Genomic DNA, 21901 nt, shown 5'->3' with positions numbered 1-21901 from the left:
CCAGGCGTTTTGCCACCCCACGTTCATAAAACCGTAACAAGAATGTTGCAGAGTTCCCGGGCCCGAAATCACAAGGATTTTCCTGAATGAAACGTCTGATGAAGTCTGCTGCACTCGCCGTTGCGGTTTCTCTCAGTGCCACCTCGGTGTTTGCTGCCGAGAGCATCCGCCTCACCGGTTCCGGTGCGAGTTTCCCAGCGCCGATCTACCTCACCTGGTTCAAGGATTTCAGCAAGAAAACCGAGGGTGTCACCGTTGACTACCAATCCAAAGGTAGCGGTGCGGGTGTACAGGACTTCCTGAACAAAACCGTCGACTTCGCCGCCAGCGACTCGGCCATGAAAGACGAAGACATCGCCAAGGTGGCCGAAGGCGCGCAACTGCTGCCGATGACCGCTGGTGAAATCGTGTTGGCGTTCAACCTGCCGGGCAATCCTAAAGAACTCAAATTGCCACGCGATGTGTACTCCAACATCTTCCTGGGCAAGATCACCAAGTGGAACGATCCCAAGATCGCTGCCGCCAACCCAGGCCTGAAACTGCCTGACATGCCGATCACCGTGGTTGTGCGCGCAGACTCCAGCGGTACCACCGCTGTGTTCACCAAGCACTTGGCCGCAATCAACCCTGAGTTCCAGAAAGACCTGGGCGAAGGCAACACCGTTAACTGGCCAGCCAGCGACAAGTTCATCAAGTCGCCGAAAAACGACGGTGTAACCGCCACTGTTCGCCAGACTCCAGGCGCGATTGGCTACATCGAATACGGCTTCGCCAAACTGGCCAAGGTTGACTTTGCCCAGCTGCAGAACAAGGCCGGCAAATACGTTGTACCTAACGCCGAAAGCGGCGCCGAAGCCCTGGCTGCGGTGAAAATGCCGGAAAGCCTGGTGGCCTGGCTGCCGGATCCGGATGGCGCCAAGTCCTACCCGATCACGTCCTACACCTGGATGATCTTCCGCAAGGACAACGGCAACCCAGCCAAAGCCAAAGCCATGCGTGAAATGGTTGAGTACAGCCTGACCGAAGGTCAGAAAATCGCCGACTCGATGGGCTACATCCCATTGCCTCCATCGGTTGTCGATCAAGTTCGCAAAGCTTCCGCCAACATCCAGTAAGGCCGCCAGGCCGCTCTCGGTATGGGTTGTCAGCCATGCCGGGAGCGTTTCCCCCTTGTTCCGGAAATAGCCAATGAACACACCTTTTGTCGTACCGGTTAACCCGGATTCTGCGTGCCAGCCACCTTCTACAAAGGATTTCCTGGTTGACCGCACCTTCCGTGCACTTGCACGCATAGGCGTAGTGCTGGTGCTGGCGCTGGTTTTCGCGCTGGTCTTCGAAGTAGGACGCAAGGCACTTCCCGGCATGGAAAAGCACGGTTTTGACGTGCTATTCGGCAGTGTCTGGGACGTTAACCAAGGCAAGTACGGCATTCTGCCAGCTATTTGGGGCACGCTTTACAGCGCCCTCATCGCGTTGCTGATCGCAGGCTTTTTCGGCGTCAGCATGGCGATTTTTCTCACCCAGGATTTCCTGCCAGCAAAACTCGCGGCGGTGTTTCGCACCATCGTTGAATTGCTCGCCGCCATCCCCAGCGTGGTCTACGGCCTCTGGGGCATTTATGTGGTGATCCCGGCCATCCGCCCGCTGACTGCGTGGCTGAACACTGAACTGGGCTGGATCCCGTTTTTCGGCACGTCCCTCAGCGGGCCGGGCCTGCTGCCAGCGGCGCTGGTGCTGGCAATCATGATTTTGCCAACCATTGCCGCCGTGTCCCAGGACGCCCTCACCGGTGTGCCGATGAAAACCAAGCAAGCCGCCTACGGTATGGGCACCACTCACTGGGAAGCGATTCTCAAGGTGATGGTGCCCTCTGCCGCGACCGGCATCTTCGGTTCGCTGGTACTCGGCCTAGGTCGCGCCTTGGGTGAAACCATGGCCTTGGCCATGTTGGTGGGTAACGCGAACAACATCTCGCTTTCGTTGTTTGCGCCGGCCAACACCCTGGCCGCCTTGTTGGCGCTGAACTTCCCCGAAGCCGGCCCGAACGAGATCGAAGTGTTGATGTACGCCGCACTGGTCCTGATGTTTATCACGCTGCTGGTGAACATCATCGGTTCGATGATCATGGTCTACGCCCAGCGGGGTACCAAGTAATGACTGATCTCTCTACGCCCATCACCGCCATGCCGAGCCTGCAGCGCCGGTTCGAAGGCCGTGCCTTGCGCAGCCTGGTGCTGACCACCCTGGTGTGGTTCGGCGCGTTGTTGGCCAGCGTGCCGCTGATTTCCGTGCTCTACATGCTGATCACCCGCGGTGGCGCACGCCTGAGCCTGGAAGTGTTCACTGAACTGCCCCCCACCGGTTTCGAGACCGGCGGTGGCTTCGGTAACGCCATGGCCGGTACGTTCGTGATGGTCGGTATCGCGGCCGCCATCGCCGTGCCGGTCGGCATCCTGGCTGCGGTCTTCCTCGCTGAACTGGGTCCGGACAGCAAGTTGGCGAATGCTTCGCGCTTCGCCGCCAAGATGCTCACCGGTTTGCCGTCGATCCTGGCGGGTGTGTTTGCCTACGCCTTGGTGGTGATGACCACCGGAACCTACTCGGCCCCGGCCGGTGGTGTGGCGCTGGCGGTGCTGATGCTGCCAATCGTGGTGCTGACGGCTGAAGAGTCGATGAAGATGGTGCCCAAAATCATGAAGGACGCGGCGTACGGCATGGGCTGCACCCGCTCGCAGGTGATCTGGAAAATCGTCTTGCCCACCGGCATGCCCGCGATCCTGACCGGCGTGATGCTCGCAGTAGCACGTGCTGCCGGCGAAACCGCGCCGCTGTTGTTCACCGCGCTGTTCAGTAACTACTGGATCTACCACGACGGCAGCCTGGCGGTCATGAATCCGACGGCGTCCCTGGCCGTGTTGATTTACAACTTCTCCGGCATGCCTTTCGACAACCAGCTTGAGCTCGCCTGGGCGGCCTCGTTGGTGCTGGTAATGATCGTGCTGGTCGTGAATATCGTGAGCCGTATTTTCGGCAAGCCCAAGTACTAAGAACGGGAGCACCTGAATTTTGAACGTCTCAACTGCGCAAAAAGCCGCTCCGTTTGTCACCCAGGCGCCTGTGGTCATGGACTGCAAGCTGGACAAGATTTTCTACGGCAACTTCATGGCGGTGCGTGATAGCCATGTGCCAATCGAGAAAAACAAGATCACCGGCTTCATCGGCCCGTCCGGCTGCGGCAAATCGACTGTGCTGCGTAGCCTCAACCGCATGAACGACCTGGTGAAAGGCTTCCGTTTCGAAGGCCACGTGCATTTCCTCGGCCAGGACGTGTACGGCAAGGGCGTTGATCCCGTCGTCGTACGCCGTTACATCGGCATGGTGTTCCAGCAGCCGAACCCGTTTTCGATGAGCATCTTTGACAACGTGGCCTTTGGCCTGCGCCTGAACCGCTACAAAGGCGACTTGGGTGATCGCGTCAAGCACGCGCTGCAAGGCGCCGCGTTGTGGGATGAAGTCAAGGACAAGCTCAAGGTCAGCGGCCTGTCGCTCTCCGGCGGCCAGCAGCAACGTCTGTGTATTGCTCGCGCAATTGCCACCGAGCCGGAAGTGCTGTTGTTGGACGAACCTTGCTCGGCGCTCGACCCCATCGCCACCCGTCGTGTCGAAGAGCTGATGGTCGAGTTGAAGAAGGACTACACCATCGCACTGGTCACCCACAACATGCAGCAGGCGATCCGTGTGGCCGATACCACCGCGTTTTTCTCGGTGGACATCTCCCAGGGCACCCGCACCGGTTATCTGGTGGAAATGGGCGCCACCGCGCAGATCTTCGAAAACCCGCGTGAGCAAATGACCGGGGACTACATCAGCGGCAAATTCAGCTGACCCATGCATCGTTTTTCAGGATTGCCAATGACTGCAACACGTCGTCTTGATCTGGTCGCGATTGAACGCGCGCTGCGCAAGGTACAGGGCCGTTTTGCCCAGCTTAGCCAGGACTTTACCGAGCCACGCGACCCGCTGACAGACGAAGTGCTGCAGAATGTGCTTGAAGGTTATGCCCTGATTGACGACTATGTTGCGCGCGGTGTCGACCTGTTCGACCTCCAGCAACTGAACCTGATGCTGGAGATCAATGCCACGGTGCTCTGTGGCAAAGACCCGGTGCGCCGGCAGGAATACGGGCAGCACCTGGCGGCGACCGAAGTGCACTTTTTCAACAATGTGGAAGGTGGCATCAAGGATTTGTATAACTGGTATTGCAAGCACCATAACGAATCCGTATGGAAGCGAGCAGCCGGTGTCTACGTGCGAGTCCTGAGCAAGCCGCAGTTGTTCATTGAAGGCAATCACCGCAGTGGGTCGCTGATCGTCAGCTACCTGCTCATGCGTGAGGGGTTGCCACCGTTTGTGCTGACGCTGGACAACGCCGAGGGCTATTTCAACCCGTCCTCGGTGATACGCAACTCCGCGAAGCATGGCGTAATGGCGTTGTACGAATTGCCCAAGATCAAGAAAAAATACGCAGCGTTCCTGGAAGATAACGCTCCAGATCCAACCGAGTTTTTCCTGAGCGACACACCAGCGCCCGCCCACCAGGGGGGCCAATGATGGGAAGGTACCCAGTGCTCGACACGATCAAGCGTGTGTTCATCAAGCGTCAGCGAATCCGTATTTCGTTCGACATCGACGACACACTGGCCTGTCAGCTGCACCACAGTGCAACCGAGCACAGCCGCTTGCCGGCGTGTGTGCACCGTTGGTTGGGCGAGCCCTTGCGCTGCGGCACCCGTTCTCTGACCCGTGAGCTGCGTCGCCAGGGTTGCAGCGTTTGGGTCTACACCTCCTCAGGCCGCACACCATCCTACATCCGCCGTTGGTTGTTGCTGTATGGCATCCATGTCGACGGCGTGGTCAACAGTGTGCGACATAGCCAGGCCCTGACCGAACGTGGGCTGACGAGCACCCCGTCAAAATTCCCACCGGCTTTCGATATCGACTTGCATGTCGATGATTCCGAAGGCGTGCAGCTTGAAGGCTTCGACCACGGGTTTCGCGTGGTGGTGGTTGACCCGGAAGATGAGCAATGGGCACAACGTGTGCTGGAGGCTGTGGCACAGGTTCAGGTGCAACTGGCGCGGCAACAACCGCAGCGGCACAAGATGCCGGTGCGGGCATACCCAGGACTGACATTGAACGGATGAAACAAAAGGGGCGACTGATTGATCAGTCGCCCCTTTTGTTTACTGGGTGTTTAACGCCCCAAGAAACTCGGTATGTCGCAACACCTTCGAAAACATCGACAGCGTGAAGTTTTCGGCCGCTTTTTGCTGTTCATCGGTGAACGTTGCCGTGCAGTCGGCCAGCGTCACTACGTTGTAACCCTTCTCATAACCTGATCGAACGGTGCCTTCGACGCAGCAGTTGGTCAGGAATCCCGCCACTACCAGGTTCTGAATGCCGTTGTTGCGCAGTACCAGGTCCAGGCCGGTGGTGGCAAAGCCATCCAGCCCGCGCTTGCCTTCCACGAGGATATCGCCGGTTTCACGGCTGATTGCCTCGGTGATCTCGGCGCCCCAACTGCCGGAAAGAAAAGCAGCGCCATCGGCAACGCCCTTCAAGATTCCATAATCACGCGTCGTCAGTTCCGGGTAACCCTCAGTGAACTGGATCGGCAGGTGAATGATCTTCACGCCCAGCGCGCGTGCCTGTTGCACGGTCGTTGCGGTGTTGGCCAGCATGTCGGATTGGTGCATGACGTCTTTGACGGCGTCATGAAACACGCCACCTGCGGTGGTGAAATCGTTTTGGAACTCGATCAGGACAAGAGCGGTGGCGTTTGGGTTCATGATGAGGCTCCGAGAGGTGTCACTGGATTGATCCTTCAGAGTATATTCACTGAATCAACCCCCACAAGGACAGTGCAATGACCCGCTATTTCAAACATCCAGAGAGTGACCAGGTCGAAGAAGTCGATGCGTTCCAGGTGTTGGCCGTATTGTTTCTCGGCCCGCTCTACCTGCTCTTCTCAGGCCTTTGGCGTCATTTGCTGATCTGGGCTGTCGCAATCGGGCTGGGCTTTCTCGCAGGCCCGCCCTGGGCGGCGATTCCCATTGCCGGGCTGCCCATCATCTACTGCTTCCTGATCCGTAAGATCGTCGCCGCTGAGTATATGAAGAAGGGCTGGGTTGAAGTGCCCGACCCGGCGCTGGCGCTCAAGAAACCAGCGCCAGCGGCAGAAACTGTCGCTGAGTAGTTACCGGGAGGCAGGCTTCATCGGCCAACATCGCCTAAATCGCTATTCAAAGTGGCAATGGCCTGAGCCAATTGCATGTCAGACATCAGCGGCGCGGTATAACTTGACCGGTAGAAGCGCGACGCCTGCTCAAACTGCGCGCCACGGATCTCACCCTCTGAGCCGATAAACACAAGTGCATCACTTTTGGATGACTTGAACTGGTCGGGAATGGCAGAGGTCAAGGCCGTGGCGCCGGAGACAAGTATAAAGGGCGCTACCGAAGTGATCATGAGCGCGGCTTGAAATGGGTTGTTGTTTTCAGCCGCCGCGACTGGATTGCCGAGCAATGCCAAGGTGGCGATTACCACTCTCTTCCATGAGTCCATTCTGCGGTGCATCCATTGCGTTGGGAGGACGCCACGATAACAGAGTAGGGGGCTCATCGCGTTGGATGAGTTTGCCGGCTTTCCTCCAGATGCTTGCCTAGCTCACTGATCTAGCAAGCTTTTTTGCTGGCTCCCTGAGGTAAGAAAGCCGCCCTTCGACCTTGCATCAAAGCGACTGGATCTATATATTCCCAACCCTGCAACACGCGCTGCCGCCCGAATGGCGAAACTGGTAGACGCATGGGACTTAAAATCCCCCGCTCGTAAGGGCGTCCCGGTTCGATTCCGGGTTCGGGCACCATCATTTGGTTTCACGACATCCCAGGAAGTCGCTGAAACCCACAGAGAACCTGCCTTGTGCAGGTTTTTTTGTTTTCACGGGGCGTCTTTCCTCAGGCACTCCCGATCATCTCGCCTGCCAGGTCGGCGAGTGCACGCAGTCGGTCCATCTGTCGCATATCGTGGTGATAGCCCATCCAGATATCCCGGCCCGGTGGCGCCTCGCCGGTGTCTACTCGTTTTAGCGCGGGCAATTGATCACCCAGCGCGCGGGGCAGTACGGCAACGCCCAGTCCGAGCCCACACATCTGCGCCTGAACCGTCCGGCTGCTGCTGGTAAACACGGTTCTGGCTCGCGGATACGAGGCCTGTAACCAGAGGACGTCGGGATAATGCGCCTGTGCAGTGTTCATGGTGATCAGTCCGAGGCCTTCACCATCCGTTTGCAGCGGGAATGACGCCTGGGCACTCATGTACAGCCCGTAGCTCAGCGTAACGAGCCGTCGTTGGACGATGTCGGGCTCGGTGAACGGGACGATCCGAAATGCGATATCCGCTTCTCTGCGCGTCAGATCGAACAAGCGATGCCCTGCAATCACCTCGGGCACGATCAAGGGATGGCGCCGGGCGAGTTCACCCAGGACGGGGCCTAGCACATAACTGGCGAACCAGTCCGCCGATGAGATCCGCAACTGGCCTTCAAGCTGGGCGCTTTCGCCCGCGATGCGTCGCTCGATTGCCAGTGCGCTACGTTCCATTTCCTCAGCCAGTTCAAAAATGCGTTCACCGCTGTCGGTCAATACCAACCCAGACGCCGTGCGGCGGAAAAACACCTCGCCACCGGCCTGCTCCAACACGTGCAGGCGTCGCCCCACGGTGGGATGGCTGACGCCCAACAGCTTGGCGGCGGCACCCAGCGAACCGCCGCGTGCGATGGACAGGAAGACGCGCAAGTCATTCCATTCCATGGTTTACCCCGTACAAAAGTGAACAGTGAAGATGCAGTAATGGCAGTCCCGCGGCAACCCCTGGGCTCGCACAATGGCGGGCAAGCCGTTTCAGGCCTGACTCCTGCACCCACAGAAGGACACCCGCATGAACCTTGAAACCCTGGCCGCTCGACTGGAGGCCCTGGAAAGCCGTGCGGCCATCGAATCACTCATCTCTGCCTACGCCAATGCGTTCGATCGCTTGGACCCCGACTTGTTACGCACGATCTGGCATGCCGACGCTGTTCTGGACCTGCCAGGCTTCGGCGAAGGCGCTGGCCCGGAGGGTATTGTCGCGATGGCACACAACAGCTGGCGAAAGATGCCCCACATGCACCACTGGATGTCCAACCCGCTGATTCATATCGAGGGCGACGCAGCCACGGCAACCGTCGCAGCTGACTGCTTGTTTCATGACCTCGAAAAAGGTCCAGTGCAAGTCAGTGGCCTTTATCACGATTGCTTCGAACGACGCGAAGGCCAATGGCTGTTTACCAAGCGACGTTTCGAGCTGCACTTCCTGACGCCACTGGAAAACTGGAAGCCCATCGCGGGCTCGGAAGCGTTCGGCGCTATCTGAACCAGAAGCCGTTTGGGATGCGCGCCCCTTTGAGTTGGCGGATGACGCAGAGCCCAACCCTGACTGATTGTGTATGGAGTACGTCCATGTTGCGCACTGCTGTTTCCCAGCCTGACCCACGCCGCTGGGCAATGTTCGCGGTTTTGCTGGTCGGCGCGTTCCTCCCGCCGCTGGATTTCTTTATCGTCAATGTCGCACTGCCGTCGATCCGCGACGCGTTGGGCGGCTCGGCCTCCGCCGAGCAGCTAGTCATTTCCTCGTATGCCGCGCTGTATGCCGTGACACTGATCACTGGCGGACGACTTGGGGACCTGTACGGCAGAGGCCGTGTGTTTCTGTTCGGGCTGGTTGGTTTTGCGGCCGCCTCGGTGCTGTGCGGTTTTGCCGGGTCGCCCTGGGTGTTGGTCGCCGGACGCGCTTTACAGGGCGTCACGGCCGCCGTGATGGCCCCGCAGGCGCTGGCGTCGGTGCAGGCGATTTTTCCCGAGTCAGAAAAGCCGCTCGCGCTCAGCTTATATGGTGCTGTCTTCGGCCTGGCCTCCGTGATCGGCCAGGCCTTGGGAGGCATCTTGATTTCCGTTGATCCCATGGGTTTGGGGTGGCGAGCGATTTTCCTGGTCAACTTGCCGGTGGCGGCGCTGGTCTTGCTGTTTGGCATTCCCCTGCTGAAGGACGTGAAATTGCGTCATACCACGCAATTGGACCTGGGCGGCATGGCGTTGTCGGTTGCCTGCCTCGGCGCGCTCATTGTGCCGTTGACCGTGGGCAGGGAAGCAGGCTGGCCGTGGTGGTCGTGGTTGTCTCTTCTTGCCGTCCCTCTATTGGCGCGGTGGTTCTGGCGCTATGAGACTCACCTGGGCCGCGCGGGTGGCGTGCCGCTGATCGCCCCCATTGCGTTGACCGCCCCCAGGTTGGGCCGTGCACTGGTGGTTGCATTGCTGTTTTACTCAATTGGCGTGTTCTTTCTGTTGTTTTCGGTATACCTGCAGCAGGCGTTGCACACCTCTGCGCTGAGCGCCGGCTTGGTGTTCCTGCCATTTGGCGCAGGGTTCCTGGTCGGCCCCCTGTTGACCCCGTTGGGGCGGCGCATACTCGGCGGCTATGTCAATCCGCTCGGCATGGCGCTGGAGTCCATCGGGTTGCTTGCGCTGGTCTGGCTCATCGCTGCGACACCCGTCGGTGCGCCACTGGCGCCGGTGGGGCTGGGAGCGACTCTGTTTATGATTGGGCTGGGGCAAGGGCTGGCCCTGCCGACGTTGATGCGCATGGTCACCGGCAGTGTGGCGCCGGCCTATTCGGGCATGATTGCCGGCATCGTCAGTTCGACCCTGCAAGTCAGCACTGCCCTCAGCGTCGCTGTGATTGGCGGGGTGTTTTATAGCGTACTCGGTTCGCGCACTGATCCAGCCGCGATCACCCAGGCCTTCATCGTCGCGAACCTGTGCATTGCCGTTTGCCTGGCCGCTGGTGCCGGCTTGGGCGTTACGCTCGCTTGGCGATCCGCCGCCTACACACCCCGCCATGTCAGGTAAATTCAACAAGTAGTTAGCTGTGACTTCAAGAATTCGTCGAGGCGTGTACGAAAAAGCACTCAAGAAATCAGGACGCTTCAGACGCTGACTTTGCTTCCAAATGACCTCTGCCAAGTTGTTAAATCTTGGGCTCCAGATAGGTAAATGAGGGTACTGCTCATGAGTGAAGATCTGCTCAAATCATTCTCTAAAGAGGTCATGCGAAACGGGCCGGAGTCGACCCTGCCTTGTAACTTGAGCGACCATTGGCTGGAGGTGTTATCCGCGCAGATGGAGGATTTTTTCGAAAATGATTCAGATGAGTGCCTGTCACTCCCCTTGATGGCCGTTCTTCACATCCTGTTCGCGAAAAATGAAGGGGCGGCGATTTCGGAAACTCACGACAGGCTTTTTGATCATCTTTGCAACTATCGGATAGAGCTGGGGTTGGAAGAGATCAGGCGCAAAACCCATGTGAGTGTAGAGCCCGCGAATTTGGAAAGCATATTAACCAATCGCAGCGTGGCCTTTAAACAATCGGCAAACTGATTACACCGAAGTACAAATGAAGTGCGTGCCCCCTTATTTATCCATCCGGCACAACCTCCTAGAGTTCTTCCCAATCGCCGCTCTGTCATCCCGGCAGGGCGCGAATTGGAGAATTACTGATGGCCTTGTTCAATACCATCGAATGGCGCAATAACCTGTTGGAGAGCCTATCGTGACTCGTCCTGTCAGCATCGACTTCGTGTCGGATGTGATGTGCCCATGGTGTGCACTCGGCGCGGTAGCGCTGCAACAGGCCATCGCGAACCTGGCGGGCGAAGTTACCGTGGAGCTGACGTTCAAACCCTTCGAGCTGAACCCGGACATGCCGCCTGAGGGCGAAAACGCTGTCGAACACATGATGCGCAAATATGGCCGCACCTTGGCCGAAGTCACCGCGCGTAATGTCATGGTGATCGACCGTGGCAACGCCTTGGGCTTCAGGTTCGACTTGGCGAAGCGTACTCACTTCTATAACACCTTCGACGCGCACCGGCTGTTGTTCTGGGCGGCAGTTGAAGGTCGCCAAGTCTCGCTCAAGCACATTCTGTTCAAGGCGCATTTCAGTGATGGGGAAAATATCAGCAGCCACGACACCTTGGTGCGTCTCGCCGGTGAAGCGGGGCTCTCCACTGCACGCGCTCAAGGGGTGCTGGACAGTGGGGAGTTCGCCGTTGAAGTCCGTGAGCTTGAAGATTTTTACCGCAGGCGCGGCATCAACTCTGTCCCGGCCATGGTAATGAATGGGCGTCACCTGGTGGCTGGTTCACAGTCCGTCGAGGAATACGAACAAGCCATCAGGCAAATAGCGGTTGCGCCGTGATTACACGAATGGCTGCCCACTGAACCCGCGTGGCAAACGCTGCAAACCAGGCAAGTCGGTAAGGCGCTGCGTCCACGCGCTGCGCCAGTCAACGTGGGTCTGAGTCTTGGCTTTTCGATTGGCGCGGCGGGCGGCGTTGCGCTGGGTGCGGCGCGCTTCTTTGTAGGCATCGGTATTGCGACAGGTACGGCATTTTACCCGGTTCAGCTCGGTGCTGGAGGGGAGGTTGGTGCCGTGGTGGCCACAGGCCAAGTGACCTGCAACCTTGAAGTGAATGACCATGTCAGCGTCTCCTTCTTGGGGGTACGCACATCGATAGACTCACAATGCGCGCGGGGAGGGCGGGGCTGTAAAACCTCGGCACCTAGGGTTACGACCCCAACGCTGAGACAGCGTTCGGTTTTCGCCCTGGGCCTGTTCAAGCCTGGCACCTGAAGCTAACCTGCCAGGCCACCCATCAAGAATAAGGAAGCAATGATGAGCGTCGAGACCCTGCCATATGAGGGCAGTTGCCGTTGTGAGCGTGTGCGCTTCAGCGTGAGTGCCGCCCCGGTGATCACCATGGCCTGCCACTGCACCGGCTGCCAGAAGATGTCTTCCAGCGCGTTCTCACTGAGCGCGCTGATTCCCGCCAGCGGCTTCACGGTGACCCAGGGTTGCCCGGTGATCGGCGGTATGCAGGGCGTGGATCGCCATTATTTCTGCCCCCACTGCATGAGCTGGCTGTTCACGCGGCCCCATGGCATCGATGAGTTCGTCAATGTGCGCGCTGCCTTGCTGGATAATGCCAGCGGTTACGTGCCATTCATGGAGACCTGGACTCGCGAGAAGCTGCCGTGGGCCTCCACCCCAGCGGTGGAAAGCTTTGCGCAGTTGCCCGAGCCACATGAGTTCCCGCGCTTGATGCAGGCTTACGCCGAGTTCAGTCGATCAGCGCCAGCAAGTCCGTAGTGCCCACATCCAGCCCCGCCTGGGTCAGCAAGGTCGTGGCCTGGCCCCGGTGGTGCGTCTGGTGATTAAAAAAGTGCACGAGCAGGCTGAAGAAGTCCTTATCGGCCGTCACGCCGCGCATGTTGCTGTAATGCAGGCGATGGTCCAGATCGGTCTCCTGCACGGTGTGGCACCAGTCGACGATCAGCTGATCCAGCCAGGTGCGATGGGCTGCCAGCTTGCGTATATCCGCGAAGGCCAACTGTTTGAGATCGGCAGGTGTCGCAACTGCCTGTAGCGGAGTCAGCGCTGCATAGCCGGCCGGATGCTGCGCAAAACGCTTGAGCCAGACGGTATCGCCCAGCGCCAGGTGGTTCAGGGTGCCGAGGATCGAGCCGAAAAACGCCTGTCGGTCCATTGCCAGCTCCGCGTCCGTCAATGTCAGGGCCGCGTCATAGAGCTTGCGGTTCATCCACTGGTTGTAATTCGCCATCAGTGCGATGTGCTCAGTCCGGTTCACTTGGGTTTTCTCTCGAAGTCGCGATAGCGTCATGATAGGCCGGGACCGCCCGGCGGTCATGGTGTTCCGGCAAGGCCGGGCTATGGTTGATAGACGCCAACACTGCGCCCTCGGAGGGTGACACCATGAACACCAGCGATTTACTCGAACAACTCCTGCGCGCCGGGCAAGGCGGCAGTGCGTCATCCGGCGGCCTGGGTGGACTGCTGGGTGGGTTACTGAAGGGCACCAGCACCGGCAATGCATCAGCCGGTGGCGGTCTGGGTGGTTTATTGGGAGGGCTGGGTGGCATGTTGGGTGGCGCCACGGGCACTCGTCCCGCTCAAGGGCGTTCCGGCGGGATGAACTACGCTGCGCTGGCCTCCCTCGGCATGGCGGCATTCCAGGCCTACCAAGCCTGGCAACGCCAGCAGGCCACTGCGCCGCAGCAAGCCTTCCAGACAGTGGACCAGCTCGACGGCCCCGCAGCCGAAGCCCACAGCCATGCGGTACTGCGTGCCTTGATTGCCGCCGCGAAAGCCGATGGCCGCATTGATGACAAAGAAAAGGAGCTGATTTCCAGTGAGCTGGGCCGCCATACCGACGACCCGCAACTGCAACAGTGGCTCGACGCCGAAGTCGCCAAGCCCCTGGATGCCGCGGATTTCGCCGAATTCGCCAGCGACCCGGCCATGGCGGCCGAGGTGTACTTGGCCAGTGTGATGTTGGTGGACGACCAGCAGGATGCCGAACGTAATTACCTGGATGACCTGGCGGGGCAGTTGCACATCGACCCGCAATTGCAACTGCACCTGGAACAACAAGCCAAGGCCTAGAATCGCAGCGTGGCACCGGTGGTGAGCCATTGCGCGCGCTCTCCGATCAGGCTGCGCCCGACCACCAGGTCCACGTCGACAAACTCGCCGACGTGAAACCTGGGCCCGGCCTGCCAGGCCTGGTCACCGCCGTCCTGGCCGTAACGCTCGGCGACCAGCGTCAGTGAGTGTGCGACTTGGTACTCAAGGCCGGTGCCCCAGGTCAGACGGTGTTTTTGGTCGCCATCGTTGTAGGCGTGGGACCAACCGGCATTCAGGTTCAACCGCAAGGGTTCCAGCGGTTGCCACGTCAACGGGATATTGAAGTCGGCGCCATCAAAGCCGTGCTGACGGTCGTGTGCAACGTGCGCACCGGCCGACACGGCCATTTCCAGGCCCAGATCTTCCCGCGACCATACTTGCGCCTTGACCTGCGGGTTCACCTGGGTTTCGCCCTTATCTGCGCTGGTGGCACGGGACAGGGCTGCGCCCCATTGCACCGAAGGCAACGCAGCAAAGGTGCAGGCGGGCGACAGCGTTTCAGTGTGGGTACTACCCTCGTGGCGATCGGCGGTGTGCCAGGCGTCGACATTGCATTCGCCCGGCGCATTGATCGCGCCGTCATCGACCACGTAAGAACCACCGGCCGCGTTGGCCTTGGACAGCAAGGCAATCGTCAACAGGATGCCCAGGGTCAACCCGATAAAGATCAGGTTGCGCTGCAACGCGCGACGTTTGGCCGGTGGCAGCAGCAACAGGGTGTGGCGTGCACCGCGGTAGTGACGCGCACGGTATTTGGCGAACCCGTCCTGGCGTGGTGGGGTGTGTTTTTTGTGCATGATGCACCTCGCATGAATTCAGCTTTCTACGGTCAGCACCGAAATGCCGCTGGCTTTGGCCTGGCAGACCAGCTCAGAGGTGTCGTCCCCGCCGGGCAGGGCGATGACTACATCTGGGCGGCTGTCGGTCAGCATGAAATGGTTGCGCTGGCGTTCGGCCAGTTTGCCGTGGCGTTGCCAGTTGGGCGGGTAGCGCACCACGTCGATGCCCAGTTCCCGTGCCCATTCCTCGACGTCGCTGCCGAGGAATTGGTTGCCGCCGTGGATCAATACCTGCACCGGGCGCAGGCGGTGGTAAGCGTCCAGCACTTGGCGGGACATTTTGGTGTCGGCGTAATGACGACCTGCACAGATCAAGACGCGCATAAGGTGATTCCTTGTGTTGCACGGTGGCGGCCGGGCGACCGCCACCGTTTAAACGGCGGGGGAGATCAGTACCACTGCTTGAAGCGGCGGATGTAGATCGTCTTCATCAGTTGGGCCACGCAGCAGTAGCTGAGCAGGGTGCCCACCAGCCATGGGAAGTACGCCAGCGGCAGCGGTTGCAGGCCGACCAGGGTGCCCAGTGGCGAGAACGGCACGTAGATCCCCAGCACGATCACCACACAGGTCATCATCAACACCGGCCACGCGGCGGTGCTCTGGAAGAACGGGATCTTACGGGTCCGCAGCATGTGCACGACCAGGGTTTGCGAGAGCAGCCCCTCGATGAACCAGCCGGACTGGAACAGGGTCTGCACTTCCACACTGTTGGCCGCGAACACGAACCACATCAGCGCAAAGGTGGTGATGTCGAAGATCGACGAGGTCGGCCCGATCCAGATCATGAACCGGCCGATGTTCTTCGCATCCCACTTACGCGGCTTGGCCAGGTACTCCTTGTCCATCTTGTCCCACGGCAAGGCGAGCTGGGAGATGTCGTACATCAGGTTCTGCAACAGCAGGTGGATCGACAGCATCGGCAGGAACGGAATGAACGCACTGGCCACCAGCACCGAGAACACGTTGCCGAAGTTGGAGCTGGCGGTCATGTTCAGGTACTTCATGATATTGCCGAAGGTTTCGCGGCCCTTGAGCACGCCTTCTTCCAGCACCATCAAGCTCTTTTCCAGCAGGATGATGTCGGCCGATTCCTTGGCGATATCGGTGGCCGTGTCGACCGAGATACCCACGTCGGCGTCGCGCAGTGCCGGTGCATCGTTGATCCCATCACCCAGGAAACCCACGGTGTGGCCGTTGGCTTGCAGCGCCTTGAGCACGCGGGACTTCTGCAGCGGTGTCAGCTTGGCGAACACGGTGCGTTCGTCCACACGGCGCAGCAGCGTGGCGTCGTCCATGGCTTCAATTTCAGCCCCCAGCAGCGGCTGGCCTGGATCGAGACCGACCTGGCGGCAGATCTTGCTGGTGACCACGGCGTTGTCGCCGGTCAGCACCTTGATGGCCACGCCGATCTGTTGCAGTGCAGCAATGGCAGGGCCGGCAGTTTCCTTCGGTGGATCAAGGAAGGTCAGGAAGCCCTGGATCACCAGGTTGCGCTCATCGGCAGTGGTGTATTGCTGACGTGCCATGGATTTCGGAATGTGACGGGTGGCGACCACCAGCACACGGAAACCGTCTTCGTTGTAGTCGTTGGCAATCGCCAGCAGTTCTTCACGGCGACGATCATCCAGCGGCACGGCGGCGCCGGCCTCCATGACGTGAGTGGAAATGCTCAGCATCTCTTCCACAGCGCCTTTGCACACCAGCAGTTGGTCGTCGGCGGCATCCTTGACCACGATCGACAGGCGACGGCGCACGAAGTCGAACGGCAATTCGTCAACCTTGCTGTAGGCGAACGGCACCTTGAACTTCGGGTTCTGCTCCGAGAATTCCACCACCGCCTGGTCCATCAGGTTCTTCATGCCGCTCTGGTGATGACTGTTGAGCCAGGCCAGGGACAGCACCGCATCATCGCGCTGGCCAAAGGCGTTGACGTGATGTTCGAGGATGATCTTGTCCTGGGTCAGGGTGCCGGTCTTGTCGGTGCACAGCACGTCCATCGAACCAAAGTTCTGGATTGCGTTGAGGCGCTTGACCACCACTTTGCGCTTGGCCATGGCGGTGGCGCCCTTGGCCAGGTTGGCGCTGACGATCATCGGCAGCATTTCCGGGGTGAGGCCGACGGCCACCGCCAGGGCAAACAGGAAGGCATCGCCCCAGTCGCCCTTGGAGAAGCCGTTGAGCAGGAACACGATCGGCACCATTACCAACATGAAACGGATCAGCAACCAGCTGACGCTGTTCACCCCACGGTCGAACGCGGTTTGCACACGGGAGCCGACAATCGCCTTGGCCAGGGAGCCAAAGTAGGTGCGCGGCCCGGTGGCAACGACCACGGCTTTGGCGCGACCACTGACCACGTTGGTCCCCATGAAGCAGATGTTCGGCAGGTCCAGCAGGTTGCCCTGGTCGGCCACCACCGGCCCGGCGGATTTCTGCGTGACGTTACCCAGGGTGTCGTACTTTTCCACCGGCAAGGCTTCGCCGGTGAGCACTGCCTGGCTGATGAACAGGTCGCGGGATTCGATCAGGCGGATGTCCGCCGGGATCATGTCGCCCGCCGACAGCTGCACGATATCGCCGGCCACCAGTTCGCGCATCGGCACTTCGCGCAGGGTCGGTTGCGAACCCACTTGCTCACGGCGCAACACGGTGGCCGTGGTGCGTACCATGGCTTTCAGGGCTTCGGCGGATTTGGCCGAACGGTGTTCCTGCCAGAAGCGCAGCAGGCTGCTGAGTAGCACCATGGTCATGATGATGATGACTTTGGTTGGGTCAGCGTCTTCGCCTTCCTGCATCGGCAGCCAGCAGTCGGTGAAGAAACTGATACCGGCCAGGGTCAGCAGCACGTAGATAAAGGGGTTATTCAGTGCCTGCAGGAACTGGACGATGGCGTGAGGCGGCTTGTCGTGGGCGACTTCGTTGTAGCCTTCGCGTTGCAGGCGAGCGGAGGCGTCCAGTTCGGTCAAGCCGTCCTGGGTGGCACGTACGTTCGCCAGGGTGGCCGACAGGCCGTTGTGGGCTTCGCGGGCGGCACGCATCGACAGTTTGGTGTCGGCGTCGGTGCCATTCTTTTTGTGCAGAGGCGGGTTTTTTACGGCGCTCATTGTCTGTACTCCTGTCGCCAATTTTCGACAAAACATACCCGGTACTTACCTGAAGACAGGCGAGCGAAAGCATGCCGAGTCGCTAACTTCGCGATCGGTTTAAATAAGGTGTTCACATAACTTCTACAGTGCCCGCTAACAGCGCGTTAGTTAACTAGCGCGCAGCGGGCTACTACTGGACGTGTTCATAAAGAACTCCAGAACAGGGATCAGGAAGTTGCTGTTTCCAGCCGGGTCAGGCGGCGCGAGTGCTCACATAAAGACCGAGCATCAAGCTGGCCTGTGCCAGGCGGGAAACCTTGGGTCTCTGCGGGTCTTGAGGGTCGGCGTGATCCCAGTGCTGCACCAGTTGGCCGCTTTCCGGGCAGATACGCCAATGCGCCAGCGGGTAGGCCGGGCGCACTTGAGGGGAGGGTGCAGCAAACGCTGAGCGGGTAGGGGAAAAGCCTACGGGCTCACGGCACAGCTTGGCGCGCAGGGCGGCCGCTAATGTGCGTACATCAGGCAAAACAAGGGGTTGGAAGGTCATAACACACCTCGGGACCGGACAGGCTACCGGCGAGGCAGTTACGGTGGAGCATCGAGCTCTAGCGCAGCTTACCGGACCGGGGAGGCGAGTCCTGTCATATTCTGGGTTTGGCGCCCGATGCCCGCGTAAGCGGTGCTCGGACAGCGACTAGATACTGTGTCCATTGGCTTCTTTTGTGAGGTTTAAAAAAGGCCCCAGTTGCGGGCACGGGCAATCTACTCAGAAGGCTAAAAAATGTCAACGCATGATTAATTAAATTGTCCGGCGTTCAGAGTTCATTCAGACAAGAGGCACTCGGAAGTTAGCGGATATATAACTTCATATACCTTGTGCGGCCAAAACTGCCAGATAGATCAATACCACGCCACAGGTGCCATAACTGATACGTTGCCACAACGGTGACGCATTCTGGCGCAACAAATTGACCAGCCCCGCGATCAGAAAGCACGACAGCACCGACGCCAGCATGAAGCCGGCAAAGAACATCAGCGTCTGCCCGTGGCTGGGCGTGGTGCCGACGATGCCCGACAACGCGCTGCCCAACGCGCCCCAGTAAACAATGTTTTTCGGGTTGGCCAGGGAGATCGCCGCCCCGGTGGCCAGTGCGTTTTGCCGAGTGCTGGCGGGTGCATCGTCTGACTCAGGTAGCTTCCAGGCGTCGATCAGGCTGCGAATGCCGAGCCAGGCCAGGTACACCGCACAGACCACCGTCAGCGGCACGCGCACGGCATCATGTTGGATCAGCAAAGCGATCCCGGTCAGGCCGATCACTGCCCACACCGCATCGCCCACCAGTGAGCCAAACTGCACCAGCAGGGCCGGTGTGAAGCCGTGCAGCAAGCCACGGCGCAAAGTCTCTGCCAACACCGCGCCGGGTGAGAGGCAGAACACAAAACCGAGTACCAATGCGTAAAAGAAGATGGTCAGCATGCCCGCGTCCTTTCAGGAAAGTGCGTGAGCATACGCTGGCAGACGGGCTCAAATCGACCGTTGATTGACACGCTGCGAGAGTTCGTCGGCGCTTTCCTTGCGCTCCGAATAGCGGTCCACCAGGTCGGGGCGCTCGCGCAGCAGCAGGGTAAACTTCACCAGTTCCTCCATCACATCGACCACACGGTCGTACAGGGCAGAAGGCTTCATGCGGTCCTGATCGTCGAACTCCATGAAGGCCTTGGGCACCGAGGATTGATTGGGGATGGTGAACATGCGCATCCAGCGCCCCAGCACGCGCAACTGATTAACCGTATTGAAGGACTGGGAGCCGCCGGACACCTGCATCACCGCCAGGGTTTTACCTTGGGTCGGGCGCACCGCGCCAAGGGCCAGCGGCACCCAGTCGAGCTGTGCCTTGAACACCGCTGACATCGAGCCGTGGCGCTCGGGCGAGCACCACACCTGGCCTTCGGACCACTGCATCAGTTCCAGCAGCTCTTGTACCTTGGGGTGATCGCTGGGGGCGTCATCCGGCAGTGGTAAACCGCTGGGGTTGAAGATGCGCGTTTGCGCGCCGAAGTGCTGCAACAGGCGCGCGGCTTCTTCCACCAGCAGGCGGCTGAACGAGCGCTCTCGGGTCGATCCGTAGAGCAGCAGGATACGCGGTGGTTGGGCCGAGCCGTGCGCATTTGATGGGAACAGCGACAGGTCCAGGTTGGGCAGGGTGGTCATGGAGCCTCCGGTTACAGCTCGGCAACTCGGGCGAGTTCTGCCTTGAGTTCAGTTGGGCTGAGCTCGGCAAACGGCAGGATAAAAAACGCCCGGCAGCGAGTGGCAATGGTCTTCAGCGTGGCGTCGAATGCCGCCTGCACACTCGCGTCGTCACCCTGCACATCCGAAGGGTCTTCCAACCCCCAGTGCGCCTTCACCGCCGGCCCGAAATACACCGGGCACGCTTCGCCGGCCGCCTTGTCGCACACGGTAATCACCACGTCCGGCGGGCTGCCTTCGAACGCGTCGTTGCCCTTGCTGTACAAGCCGTCGGTGCTGATACCGGCGGCCTGCAAGGTGCTCAGGCTGCGTGGCAGGACCTGGCCCTTGGGAAAGCTGCCGGAGCTGATCGCCTCGAAACCTTCCGGCGCCAGGTGGTTGAACATCGCTTCGGACAAGATGCTGCGGCAGCTGTTGGCGGTACACATGAACAGGACTTTCATCGTTAGATACTCAGTCGCAAGGCAAGGGCGGCGAGGGTGATCAACAGCACCGGCAAGGTCAGCACAATGCCGACCTTGAAGTAGTAGCCCCAGGTGATGGTGATGCCTTTGCGCGCCAGGATGTGCAGCCACAGCAAGGTAGCGAGGCTGCCGATAGGGGTGATTTTCGGGCCCAGGTCGCTGCCGATCACGTTGGCGTAGATCATCGCGTCCTTGACCACACCCACGGCATGGCTGGACTCGATGGACAGCGCGCCGATCAACACCGTCGGCAGGTTGTTCATCGCCGATGACAGCAGTGCCGTCAGCACGCCGGTGCCCATGGCCGCGCCCCACACGCCGTAAGTGGCGAAGGTGTCGAGCCAGGTGGCCAGGTAGGTGGTGAGGCCGGCGTTACGCAAGCCGTAGACCACCAGGTACATGCCGAGGGAAAAGATCACGATCTGCCACGGTGCTTCTTTGAGCACTTTACGCGTGGAGATCTTATGGCCCTTGGCGGCGATCACCAACAGGAGCACGGCGCACACGGCGGAAATCGCGCTGATCGGAATGCCCAGTGGTTCCAGGGCAAAGCAGCCTACCAGCAGGATGCCGAGCACCCACCAGCCGGCGCGGAAAGTCGCGCGGTCGTGGATGGCACTGGCAGGGTCTGCGAGGTCGGCGGGGTCGTAGGTCTGCGGGATGTCGCGGCGGAAGAACCACAGCAGCACCGCCAGCGTGGCCGCAACGCTGACAAAGTTCACCGGCACCATCACGGCGGCGTATTCGTTAAAGCCGATCTTGAAGTAATCCGCCGAGACGATATTCACCAGGTTCGACACCACCAGCGGCAGGCTCGCCGTGTCGGCGATAAAGCCCGCGCCCATGACGAACGCCAGGGTGGCCGCCGGGGAAAAGCGCAGCGCCAGCAGCATCGACATTACGATCGGCGTTAGGATCAGCGCCGCGCCATCGTTGGCGAACAACGCCGAGACCAAGGCGCCGAGCAATACCATATAGGCAAACAAGCGTCGGCCACGCCCGCGTCCCCAGCGTGCGACATGCAGCGCAGTCCAGGCGAAGAAGCCGGCTTCGTCCAGCAACAGGCTGATGATGATCAGCGCGACAAAGGTCCCCGTGGCATTCCAGATGATGTGCCACACCACCGGAATGTCAGCCAGGCTGATCACGCTGCAGGCCAGGGCCAGGACCGCGCCCATCGTGGCGCTCCAGCCAACGCCCAAACCCTTGGGTTGCCAGATGACCAGGACGATGGTGAAGATAAAAATGGCAATTGCGACAAGCATGAATAAAGGCTCCGATGGCTCAGCAGCAGGTGCTGGCCCGTTGTGGTCTGTCGCCCATTGCATCCAGACGCTGTGCGTCGCTGTGCAACCATGGCTGGTTGGCTTGCAAGGTGGTGTGCAGCACCTGCGTCACCCACTCAGGCAACGCTGGGTTGATGCGGTAGTAGATCCATTGACCCTGACGACGGTCCTGCAGCAACCCGCAACTGCGCAGTTGCGCCAGGTGCCGGGAGATTTTCGGTTGGCTGTCATCCAAGGCATGGATCAGTTCGCACACGCAAAGTTCGCCTTCACGCAGGATCAGTAATGTCAGGCGTGCGCGGGTGGCATCGGCCAGGCATTTGAAGAGGGTGGGCGG

27 protein-coding genes and 1 tRNA gene are annotated in these 21901 nt (G+C 59.9%); 14 read left to right on the top strand and 14 right to left on the bottom strand.

What is annotated here, in order from left to right:
* The first annotated feature begins 86 nt into the window (after positions 1-86).
* The 6 genes from pstS (at position 87) to HX812_RS20765 (ending at position 5204) form a co-directional block, all read left to right on the top strand.
* A complete protein-coding gene (gene pstS, locus HX812_RS20790) occupies positions 87-1115 on the top strand; it encodes a phosphate ABC transporter substrate-binding protein PstS (RefSeq protein ID WP_016978033.1) in 1029 nt (342 codons plus the stop codon).
* 73 nt (positions 1116-1188) lie between these two features.
* Complete coding sequence (gene pstC / locus HX812_RS20785; protein ID WP_016978032.1) at positions 1189-2154, top strand: phosphate ABC transporter permease subunit PstC; 966 nt, start codon at positions 1189-1191, stop codon at positions 2152-2154.
* Entirely contained in the window at positions 2154-3047 is an 894-nt protein-coding gene (gene pstA / locus HX812_RS20780) for a phosphate ABC transporter permease PstA (protein WP_033902991.1), read from the top strand. Before pstC ends, pstA begins: the two co-directional genes overlap by 1 nt.
* A 76-nt stretch (positions 3048-3123) precedes the next feature.
* Positions 3124-3885, top strand: coding sequence for a phosphate ABC transporter ATP-binding protein PstB (gene pstB / locus HX812_RS20775; protein WP_033902990.1), 762 nt, complete (start codon positions 3124-3126; stop codon positions 3883-3885).
* A 27-nt stretch (positions 3886-3912) separates the two neighbouring features.
* Positions 3913-4611 (top strand): hypothetical protein, encoded by a 699-nt coding sequence (locus HX812_RS20770; RefSeq protein WP_038844560.1) that lies wholly within the window; start codon positions 3913-3915, stop codon positions 4609-4611.
* Positions 4611-5204, top strand: a complete 594-nt coding sequence (locus tag HX812_RS20765) for a hypothetical protein (protein WP_038844558.1) — start codon at positions 4611-4613, stop codon at positions 5202-5204. Before HX812_RS20770 ends, HX812_RS20765 begins: the two co-directional genes overlap by 1 nt.
* Positions 5205-5243: 39 nt before the next feature.
* Here HX812_RS20765 and HX812_RS20760 read toward each other — a convergent pair whose 3' ends face one another.
* The gene (locus tag HX812_RS20760) at positions 5244-5849 is read right to left on the bottom strand and encodes a cysteine hydrolase (RefSeq protein ID WP_038844556.1); all 606 of its coding nucleotides are present in this window, start codon (positions 5847-5849) and stop codon (positions 5244-5246) included.
* Positions 5850-5926: 77 nt separating this feature from the next.
* On the opposite strand from HX812_RS20760, the gene HX812_RS20755 reads away from it, so the two are divergent.
* Positions 5927-6256, top strand: a complete 330-nt coding sequence (locus HX812_RS20755) for a membrane protein (RefSeq protein WP_038844554.1) — start codon at positions 5927-5929, stop codon at positions 6254-6256.
* 17 nt (positions 6257-6273) lie between these two features.
* Here the strand turns inward: HX812_RS20755 and HX812_RS20750 are convergent, their stop codons facing one another.
* The gene (locus HX812_RS20750) at positions 6274-6624 is read right to left on the bottom strand and encodes a DUF2388 domain-containing protein (protein WP_038844552.1); all 351 of its coding nucleotides are present in this window, start codon (positions 6622-6624) and stop codon (positions 6274-6276) included.
* A 214-nt stretch (positions 6625-6838) separates the two neighbouring features.
* Here HX812_RS20750 and HX812_RS20745 point away from each other — a divergent pair.
* A tRNA-Leu gene (locus HX812_RS20745) sits at positions 6839-6925 on the top strand.
* Positions 6926-7016: 91 nt separating this feature from the next.
* Here HX812_RS20745 and HX812_RS20740 read toward each other — a convergent pair.
* Positions 7017-7871 (bottom strand): LysR family transcriptional regulator, encoded by an 855-nt coding sequence (locus tag HX812_RS20740; RefSeq protein ID WP_038844550.1) that lies wholly within the window; start codon positions 7869-7871, stop codon positions 7017-7019.
* A gap of 127 nt (positions 7872-7998) precedes the next feature.
* Between HX812_RS20740 and HX812_RS20735 the strand changes: the two genes are divergently transcribed.
* From HX812_RS20735 to HX812_RS20720, 4 genes are all read left to right on the top strand, one after another.
* Positions 7999-8472, top strand: coding sequence for a nuclear transport factor 2 family protein (locus HX812_RS20735; RefSeq protein ID WP_038844547.1), 474 nt, complete (start codon positions 7999-8001; stop codon positions 8470-8472).
* Positions 8473-8558: 86 nt separating this feature from the next.
* A complete protein-coding gene (locus HX812_RS20730; RefSeq protein ID WP_038844545.1) occupies positions 8559-10004 on the top strand; it encodes an MFS transporter in 1446 nt (481 codons plus the stop codon).
* Between the two features lie 159 nt (positions 10005-10163).
* Positions 10164-10532, top strand: coding sequence for a hypothetical protein (locus HX812_RS20725; protein ID WP_177074991.1), 369 nt, complete (start codon positions 10164-10166; stop codon positions 10530-10532).
* Positions 10533-10704: 172 nt separating this feature from the next.
* Complete coding sequence (locus HX812_RS20720) at positions 10705-11352, top strand: DsbA family oxidoreductase (RefSeq protein ID WP_038851002.1); 648 nt, start codon at positions 10705-10707, stop codon at positions 11350-11352.
* On the opposite strand, the gene HX812_RS20715 is transcribed toward HX812_RS20720, so the two are convergent.
* Positions 11353-11634 (bottom strand): hypothetical protein, encoded by a 282-nt coding sequence (locus HX812_RS20715; protein WP_028616250.1) that lies wholly within the window; start codon positions 11632-11634, stop codon positions 11353-11355.
* Between the two features lie 195 nt (positions 11635-11829).
* Between HX812_RS20715 and HX812_RS20710 the strand changes: the two genes are divergently transcribed.
* Positions 11830-12303 carry a GFA family protein gene (locus tag HX812_RS20710; RefSeq protein ID WP_038851000.1) on the top strand — a complete coding sequence of 158 codons (474 nt, stop codon included), beginning with the start codon at positions 11830-11832 and terminating at the stop codon, positions 12301-12303.
* Here the strand turns inward: HX812_RS20710 and HX812_RS20705 are convergent.
* Positions 12275-12802, bottom strand: coding sequence for a DinB family protein (locus HX812_RS20705; RefSeq protein ID WP_038850998.1), 528 nt, complete (start codon positions 12800-12802; stop codon positions 12275-12277). The genes HX812_RS20710 and HX812_RS20705 overlap by 29 nt on opposite strands.
* A 125-nt stretch (positions 12803-12927) precedes the next feature.
* On the opposite strand from HX812_RS20705, the gene HX812_RS20700 reads away from it, so the two are divergent.
* Positions 12928-13617: a tellurite resistance TerB family protein gene (locus HX812_RS20700; protein ID WP_038850996.1), complete on the top strand. Its 690-nt coding sequence runs from the start codon at positions 12928-12930 to the stop codon at positions 13615-13617.
* Here HX812_RS20700 and HX812_RS20695 read toward each other — a convergent pair.
* From HX812_RS20695 to HX812_RS20655, 9 genes are all read right to left on the bottom strand, one after another.
* Complete coding sequence (locus HX812_RS20695) at positions 13614-14435, bottom strand: hypothetical protein (protein ID WP_038850994.1); 822 nt, start codon at positions 14433-14435, stop codon at positions 13614-13616. The genes HX812_RS20700 and HX812_RS20695 overlap by 4 nt on opposite strands.
* A gap of 18 nt (positions 14436-14453) precedes the next feature.
* On the bottom strand, positions 14454-14801 hold the full coding sequence (locus HX812_RS20690) for a DUF2493 domain-containing protein (protein ID WP_038850993.1): 348 nt from the start codon (positions 14799-14801) through the stop codon (positions 14454-14456).
* Positions 14802-14866: 65 nt separating this feature from the next.
* Entirely contained in the window at positions 14867-17581 is a 2715-nt protein-coding gene (gene mgtA, locus HX812_RS20685; RefSeq protein WP_038850990.1) for a magnesium-translocating P-type ATPase, read from the bottom strand.
* A 235-nt stretch (positions 17582-17816) separates the two neighbouring features.
* The gene (locus tag HX812_RS20680) at positions 17817-18110 is read right to left on the bottom strand and encodes a hypothetical protein (RefSeq protein ID WP_080642462.1); all 294 of its coding nucleotides are present in this window, start codon (positions 18108-18110) and stop codon (positions 17817-17819) included.
* A gap of 318 nt (positions 18111-18428) precedes the next feature.
* Positions 18429-19040 (bottom strand): LysE family transporter, encoded by a 612-nt coding sequence (locus HX812_RS20675; protein ID WP_038850988.1) that lies wholly within the window; start codon positions 19038-19040, stop codon positions 18429-18431.
* 48 nt (positions 19041-19088) lie between these two features.
* On the bottom strand, positions 19089-19775 hold the full coding sequence (gene arsH / locus HX812_RS20670; protein ID WP_038850985.1) for an arsenical resistance protein ArsH: 687 nt from the start codon (positions 19773-19775) through the stop codon (positions 19089-19091).
* An 11-nt stretch (positions 19776-19786) separates the two neighbouring features.
* The gene (locus HX812_RS20665) at positions 19787-20257 is read right to left on the bottom strand and encodes an arsenate reductase ArsC (RefSeq protein ID WP_038850984.1); all 471 of its coding nucleotides are present in this window, start codon (positions 20255-20257) and stop codon (positions 19787-19789) included.
* 2 nt (positions 20258-20259) lie between these two features.
* Entirely contained in the window at positions 20260-21543 is a 1284-nt protein-coding gene (locus tag HX812_RS20660; RefSeq protein WP_038850983.1) for an arsenic transporter, read from the bottom strand.
* Between the two features lie 19 nt (positions 21544-21562).
* A partial coding sequence (locus HX812_RS20655; RefSeq protein ID WP_178949125.1) for a metalloregulator ArsR/SmtB family transcription factor occupies positions 21563-21901 on the bottom strand: 339 nt, incomplete at its 5' end.

Origin of the sequence: Pseudomonas sp. IPO3749 (genome assembly GCF_013386605.1) — a bacterium.
Taxonomy (GTDB): domain Bacteria; phylum Pseudomonadota; class Gammaproteobacteria; order Pseudomonadales; family Pseudomonadaceae; genus Aquipseudomonas; species Aquipseudomonas azotoformans_A.
Note: the sequence above shows the minus strand (reverse complement) of the source record. Positions and strands in the feature narration are given on the sequence as shown.